Source organism: Pseudorhodobacter antarcticus (genome assembly GCF_900110135.1).
In the GTDB taxonomy this organism is placed as follows: domain Bacteria; phylum Pseudomonadota; class Alphaproteobacteria; order Rhodobacterales; family Rhodobacteraceae; genus Pseudorhodobacter; species Pseudorhodobacter antarcticus.
Genome location: NZ_FOCO01000082.1, coordinates 1 through 6,096 on the forward strand (window position 1 = coordinate 1; position 6,096 = coordinate 6,096).

The following is a 6,096-nucleotide window of genomic DNA, read 5'->3' on the forward strand; positions in this document are numbered from 1 at the left end:
CCGTTGCTTGCGCGACTTCCCAGCTTCAGTTTTTAGCCATCCGGCCAATTTATCAGCAAAAAGATCAAGCTTGCTCTGCCGATCTGGCGTCGTGAACTGCGGCTCAATCGTGCCCGCGTTCAAATGCTTCGTAATCGTGTTGCGCGACAAACCAGTCCGGCGCGAAATCTCCCGGATCGATAGCTTCTCGCGCAAAGACATGCGTCGGATTATGTTCAAAAGTCCCATGTGTATCACTCCATTGCTCCCCGTGGCGCAGCGCGCTGGGGGAAGGGTCACATGGCTCAATTCTCAGTGGAAATTATTCGATAAACCGGCTCACTTCTAAGTGGAAATCAACAGGCTGGAGCCTTGCAGGGCTTTGGGCACAGACTTCTGAGACAGTCCACCGAGTGGCACCACAGACCACGGCCTTCGTCACTGAATGGGCGGCTATCACGCAGCGCGGACATAACATAGCCGATGATCCGGACGCCCGCGCGCTGATCCTGCGGCGGGAAACGCGTCTGAAGGGGCCGAAGGCGCGGCTGACCAATGACGCGGCCTTAGCGCGCTGGGGTGGGGCCTCGGGGGCTGGCGTGCTGAACTTTCGCTGGACCGTTGTGCAACGCCATCTGCGGGACCTCGCCGATGCCGTCTGACAGCCCGCTCGACCCGGAAAACCGCGCGCTCTATGGCGAAATCCTGCGGGCCCCGCCAGGCTATGAGGTCGATATGGCGCTTGCCACGACCTATTCGCTGGATTTTGAAACCGCTTTGGTGATCCCGGCGAGCATGGCCTTTCAGGCAGCCGAAAGCCGCGCGCAGGTGCTGGATACGCCGCTTGCGCTGCTGGACGGTCTGGAGCGGCTGGCCGAAAGGGTGGCAATCTTCTGCGAGGCCGGACGCATCGCCGCCCAACCTCGCGCAGCCAACCGTCTGACCGCTCTGCTGGAAGACACGGTGACCGAGGTGCTTGCCCCGAAAGGTGGTGCGTTTCATCCGAAGATCTGGGTGCTGCGGTTTGTCCCGCTGACCGGCGCGGGTCCCGTTCGCTTGCGCCTTGCCATCTTGTCGCGCAACCTCACCACGGACCGCAGCTGGGACCTGTCACTGTCGCTGGACGGCGAAGTGACCGGGGTCGCACAGGCCGATAACGCGCCCATCTCGGCGCTCCTTCGCGCCCTGCCCGGGCTGGCGCGGGGCCGCCCGACGCCCGCGCGCAATCGCAAGATCGCCGAGGCGCTGGCCCGCGATCTGGATCACGCGATATGGACCCTGCCCGATGGCGCGCGGCGCCTACGCTTTGCCGTCAACGGGCTGGGGCAGCCACCGTTCCGGCCACGCGTCGGCAATGCGCAGGGCATTATCTCCCCCTTCCTGTCGGCAGAGGCGTTGATCCAGCTGACAAAGGGCCTCGCGCCCGCGGACTGCTGGCTGCTGAGCCGGGCCGAAGAACTGGCACAGATGCCGCCCGAGGTGCTGGCACGGTTCGGGCAGGTATTGGTGCTGGACGATCTTGCAGAAACTGAGGACGGAGAAGAGGCCGAGGCCGCTTCGGCCGCGCTGGGCCTGCATGCCAAGGTCTTTGTGACCGAACGCTACCCGCGACCGGAATCGACGACAGACCTGACGGTCGGATCGGGTAATGCCACAGCGGCCGCCCTGCTGAACGGCAGCAATGTCGAGGTATTTGCCACGCTGTCGGGCCCGTCCCGCAGGATGGGCTGGGTGGCTGATCACATCGCGCCGGAGCGGCTGGGCCGGTTCCTGCGGCCGTGGCAACCACCGGCCACGGCACCTGCCCCCGATCCGGCTGTGGTAGCGGAGGCGCGCCTTGACGCGGTGCGCAAGGCGCTAGCGGCGGCTGACCTGACCCTGCGCTGCGCCCCTGCAGAGGATAGCAGGATCAGCCTGACCCTGACGGCGCGCAGCAAGATGGCCATGCCCGACACCCTCCGGGCCGAGCTTTGGCCGCTGACGCTTGGCCCGAACCATGCCCTCACCCTCATGGCCCCGCTTGGGCGCACCGGACTGCACCTTGGCCTGTTTGCCCTTGCCGATGTGACACGCTGGCTGGGGCTGCGGCTGACAGATCTGGAAACCGGGGCCGAGATGGTCTTTTCACTTGGGACCACACTGAAGGACCTGCCAGACGCGCGCACAGCCGAAATCCTGCGCAGCATTATCGAGAACCGCGAGGCGTTCCTGCGCTACATCCGCCTGCTTCTGGGCGATCCAGAGGCGGCGGCGCAAATTATACTTCAAGGTGGCAAAGGTGGCTTCCTTGGCTTTGCAGGCTTTGCCGACGATGCACCAATCCTGGAGGATATGGTCCGGTCGCTCTCCGGCGACGGCCGCCGCCTGCGCGACATCGAGCGGCTGATGACCCGGCTGGGCGATGCCAAGGGCGCGGATGGGGAACTGGTCATTCCGCCCCGTTTCGCAGCATTGTGGGAGGTGTTCCGCAGCGTTTTGCTGAGCGAGGTGCGCCGTGGCTGACGCCCGCTTTGACCCCGGCCCGGCGCTGGCCCCCCTCAAGGCTTTCCAGCGCGCGACGGTAGATCACGTCTGCCGCCGCCTGCTGACCGATGCCGACGCCACGCGCCAGTTTCTCGTGGCCGACGAGGTGGGCCTCGGCAAGACCATGGTGGCCCGCGGCGTGATTGCCCGCACGATCGAGGCGCTTTGGGAAAAGGTGCCAAGAATCGACATCATCTATGTCTGTTCCAACGGCGCGATCGCCGCGCAAAACCTCGCCCGTCTCAACGTGATGGAGCGCGAGGCGAAGGTGCTGCCGACGCGGCTGACCCTGCTGCCCTTGGTGCTGGGTGGGGAAAACAGTCTGCGCCACAACAGGGTGAACTTCATCAGCCTGACGCTCGGAACAACCTTCGATCTGAAATCCTCGGGCGGCTGGGCGCGCGAGCGGGCGCTGATCCTGCGGCTGCTGGATGGTCGCCTGGCCCACCCCAAAGGCGCAGTCCGGCTGTTTCAGGGCTGGTCGGGTGAAACTGGCTGGGAGGGGGAGCGTGCGCGGGTCGCGACCCTGCCAGTGGACCGCGAAATTGCGAACCGGTTTCAGGATGCTGTTGCCTCCAGCCCCGGCCTGATCACGCGGATCGATGATCTTTGTGCCGAGGTCGCGCGCTATCGGCAGGTCGACGGCGACCTGCGTCACGCCTGCACCGCCGTGATCGGTGAATTGCGAGGAATGCTGGCACAGGCCTCGGTTCAGTCCCTCGAACCTGATCTGATCATCCTCGACGAGTTCCAGCGATTTCACGATCTTCTGCACGGCGACAGCGAGGCGGCCGATCTGGCGCGCCAGTTGTTCAACCATACTGACAGCATGGGCAACAGCGCCAAGACCTTGCTGCTGTCAGCAACACCCTACCGTATGCTGACACTTGCGGGCGACGCACCGGAAGAGGGCGATCACCACCGCGATTTCCTCGACGTGCTGGAATTCCTTTTCGGTGCTGAAGATGGCAAGCGCCGTCGCGACGAGATCGCCATCGAAATGCGCCACTTCCGCAAGGCGATGCAGGCGCTGCCAGCAGGGTTCGAGAACGCCAGAACCATCCGGCACGTGATCGAGGGGCAACTGCGCCGGATCATCGCGCGCACGGAACGCGTGTCAGAGACGGCAGATCGCGACGCCATGATCCGGGAGGTGCGTCATGATCTGGACCTGACCGCAGGCGACCTTATCGAGGCGCGCGCCATCGCGGCGGTGGCCGCTGCGGCCGGGGCACCGGGCACCGTGGAATACTGGAAATCCTCGCCGTGGCTTTTGAACTTGATGCGCGGCTACAAGCTGGCCGATTTGCTGAAAGAGCAGGCCAAGGCCCCCTCGCCCGCCCTTCGTTCTGCCATGAGGGCGGCAATCCCCCTGCAGATCGCTCCGCAAACTGTGGAAAGCTATGCTCCGCTGACCCCGGCCAATGGTCGGATGCGCAAACTGGCAGAATTGGCCTTTGCCGAAGGCATGGCGCGCCGCCTGTGGATCGCGCCCTCGATGCCCTACTTTGGCACCAGCCAGCTGGTCAGCAAGATGCTGATCTTCTCGGAATGGACGATGGTCCCCGATGCGATCGCCGGGTTCCTGTCCTATGAGGCCGAGCGGCAGATGGGGATGGGCAAGGACCACGGCTATACCGATCCACCGACCACACGCCCCTTGCAGTTCCGCCGCGCCCAAGGTCGCCTTGCGGGTCTGCGTGCGCTGCAACTGGTGATCCCCTCGCCCCGTCTGGCGGCGCTGGCCGATCCGCTGACCTTGCTGCGCGAGGATGGCCCCTTTGCCGATCTCGACGCGATGCGTCGCGCCGCGGCAAATAGATTGCGCCCGCTTGCCGAAAACCTGACAGACCGCTGCACCGAGGCCGCGGAAGGCGGTTGGGACTGGAGCAGTGCTGCCGCCCTCGATATCTCGACAACTGGCTTTGCAGGTTGGCTGAGCAGCCCCACCTTGCGGCAGGAGGGTGACGAGGAAGCTTGGCCAGATCATCTGGCTGATCTCGCGCAAGCAGCCAAACAGCCGATCGGCCGCGCAGACACAGAGCAAGTCCTCGCCCATCTTGTCGATGTGGCGCTGGGCAGCCCGGCAACCTGCGTGCTGCGCGCGTTATCTCGCATCGCACCTGGTCTTTCATTGGACGATCCCGCCCTTCTTTCCGCCGCCACGCATGTGGGCATGGCGTTCCGGACGCTGTTCAACCAGCCGGAATCGCAGGCGCTCCTGCGCGCCGAAGGCGATGTATACTGGCGGGCTGTCTTGCGTCATTCGGCCGAACATGACCTGCAGTCTGTCCTGGACGAGTACACCCATGTTCTGTTCGAGGCGGAAGGGCAGGTTGGCCATGCGCCGGTCTCTGCCGTACGCGTAATCGCTGAACGTATGGCCGAAGCGCTGTCGCTACGCCCTGCACAGATCGAGTTGAACCATTATACCTTGCAGCGTGGCCGCATCGTGCAAACGCACCCGATCACGCTACGCGGCCGATTTGCCATGCGATTGGCCCAGAAAGGCGAGGATGAGACCGGCGTAAACCGGACCGGTCTGGTCCGCACGGCCTTCAACTCTCCCTTCAAACCGTTCGTTCTGGCGTCAACATCCGTCGGACAGGAAGGGCTGGATTTCCACCCCTACTGTCACCGCGTCGTCCACTGGAACCTGCCAGGCAATCCAGTCGACATGGAGCAGCGCGAAGGCCGCGTCCACCGTTACAAGAACCATGCGGTCCGGCTGAACCTTGTCACAGGGCATTTTCAAGATGCGCTTGACGGTCAGGCAAGCGATCCTTGGGCCAGCATGTTCGACGCAGCGCATGCCGGAGCAAAGCACAAGGGCGATCTCGAACCATTCTGGGTGATGGATGGCCCGATCAAGGTCGAGCGTCACATTCTGTCGCTTCCGTTCAGTCGAGAGGAAACACGGCTGTCCTGGTTGAACCGTTCGGTCGCGCTTTACCGCTTGGCATTCGGGCAGCCCCGACAGGACGATCTTCTGGCGCTGCTGGATCAAGTTCGGAACGATATAGTCCCCGAGGAGCTTGCCCAGTTACAGATCAGCCTCCGTCCCGATTGAGCGCGGCCTTCTGCAGTTTTGGCGGGGTCGGCGTCCTGTCGGACTACTATCCAACTTGAATCGTTGCGGTTTTCGCGATTTTGTTGACCTATTGTTGACCTGGATTTTGGACAGCAAAAATCACCGCGTTTGGCGGGGCGTAATGCATTGTAGTTATTGTGTTTTTTGGTTGCGGGAGTCAGATTTGAACTGACGACCTTCAGGTTATGAGCCTGACGAGCTACCGGGCTGCTCCATCCCGCGACGGTGGGCTTATTGGGCCCGTGCCCCAATTTTTAGTTTGGGGTTATATGACGATCGTTTGAGAGACAGCGTTTCTTACTAGGTTTGGCGGTGACCTACTCTCCCACGTCTTAAGACGCAGTACCATTGGCGCGACGGCACTTAACGGCCGAGTTCGGGATGGGATCGGGTGTTTTGCTCGCGCTATGACCACCAAACCGAGAAAGAAACGCTTCCCTGATTGCTCAGGGAGACAACATCAGTGGTTTTGCTATGCGGCTTAACCAATGTTTCCATGTTCT

4 protein-coding genes, 1 tRNA gene and 1 rRNA gene are annotated in these 6,096 nt (G+C 62.9%); 3 read left to right on the forward strand and 3 right to left on the reverse strand.

Going from position 1 to position 6,096, the window contains the following annotated elements; all coding sequences use genetic code 11:
• Positions 1–237 (reverse strand): winged helix-turn-helix transcriptional regulator (locus BMY36_RS18575; protein WP_139194152.1); only part of this gene is annotated, 237 nt, incomplete at its 3' end.
• Positions 238–392: 155 nt separating this feature from the next.
• Here BMY36_RS18575 and BMY36_RS18580 point away from each other — a divergent pair.
• The 3 genes from BMY36_RS18580 to BMY36_RS18590 are packed head-to-tail and all read left to right on the forward strand — an operon-like array spanning position 393 to position 5,572.
• Complete coding sequence (locus tag BMY36_RS18580) at positions 393–641, forward strand: DUF6361 family protein (RefSeq protein ID WP_050518542.1); 249 nt, start codon at positions 393–395, stop codon at positions 639–641.
• Positions 631–2,481 carry a phospholipase D family protein gene (locus BMY36_RS18585; protein ID WP_050518543.1) on the forward strand — a complete coding sequence of 617 codons (1,851 nt, stop codon included), beginning with the start codon at positions 631–633 and terminating at the stop codon, positions 2,479–2,481. The genes BMY36_RS18580 and BMY36_RS18585 overlap by 11 nt, the downstream gene beginning before the upstream one ends.
• Positions 2,474–5,572 carry a DEAD/DEAH box helicase family protein gene (locus BMY36_RS18590; protein ID WP_050518544.1) on the forward strand — a complete coding sequence of 1,033 codons (3,099 nt, stop codon included), beginning with the start codon at positions 2,474–2,476 and terminating at the stop codon, positions 5,570–5,572. The genes BMY36_RS18585 and BMY36_RS18590 overlap by 8 nt, the downstream gene beginning before the upstream one ends.
• 166 nt (positions 5,573–5,738) lie before the next feature.
• Here the strand turns inward: BMY36_RS18590 and BMY36_RS18595 are convergent.
• Together BMY36_RS18595 and rrf are read right to left on the reverse strand one after the other, a co-directional pair.
• A tRNA-Met gene (locus BMY36_RS18595) sits at positions 5,739–5,815 on the reverse strand.
• Between the two features lie 82 nt (positions 5,816–5,897).
• Positions 5,898–6,012: ribosomal RNA gene (gene rrf / locus BMY36_RS18600) — 5S ribosomal RNA — on the reverse strand.
• Between the last annotated feature and the right edge of the window lie 84 nt (positions 6,013–6,096).

Excerpts from the sequence above, each read along its gene's own strand:
- BMY36_RS18585 (WP_050518543.1), top strand. The coding sequence starts at position 631 with ATGCCGTCTGACAGCCCGCTCGACCCGGAAAACCGCGCGCTCTATGGC.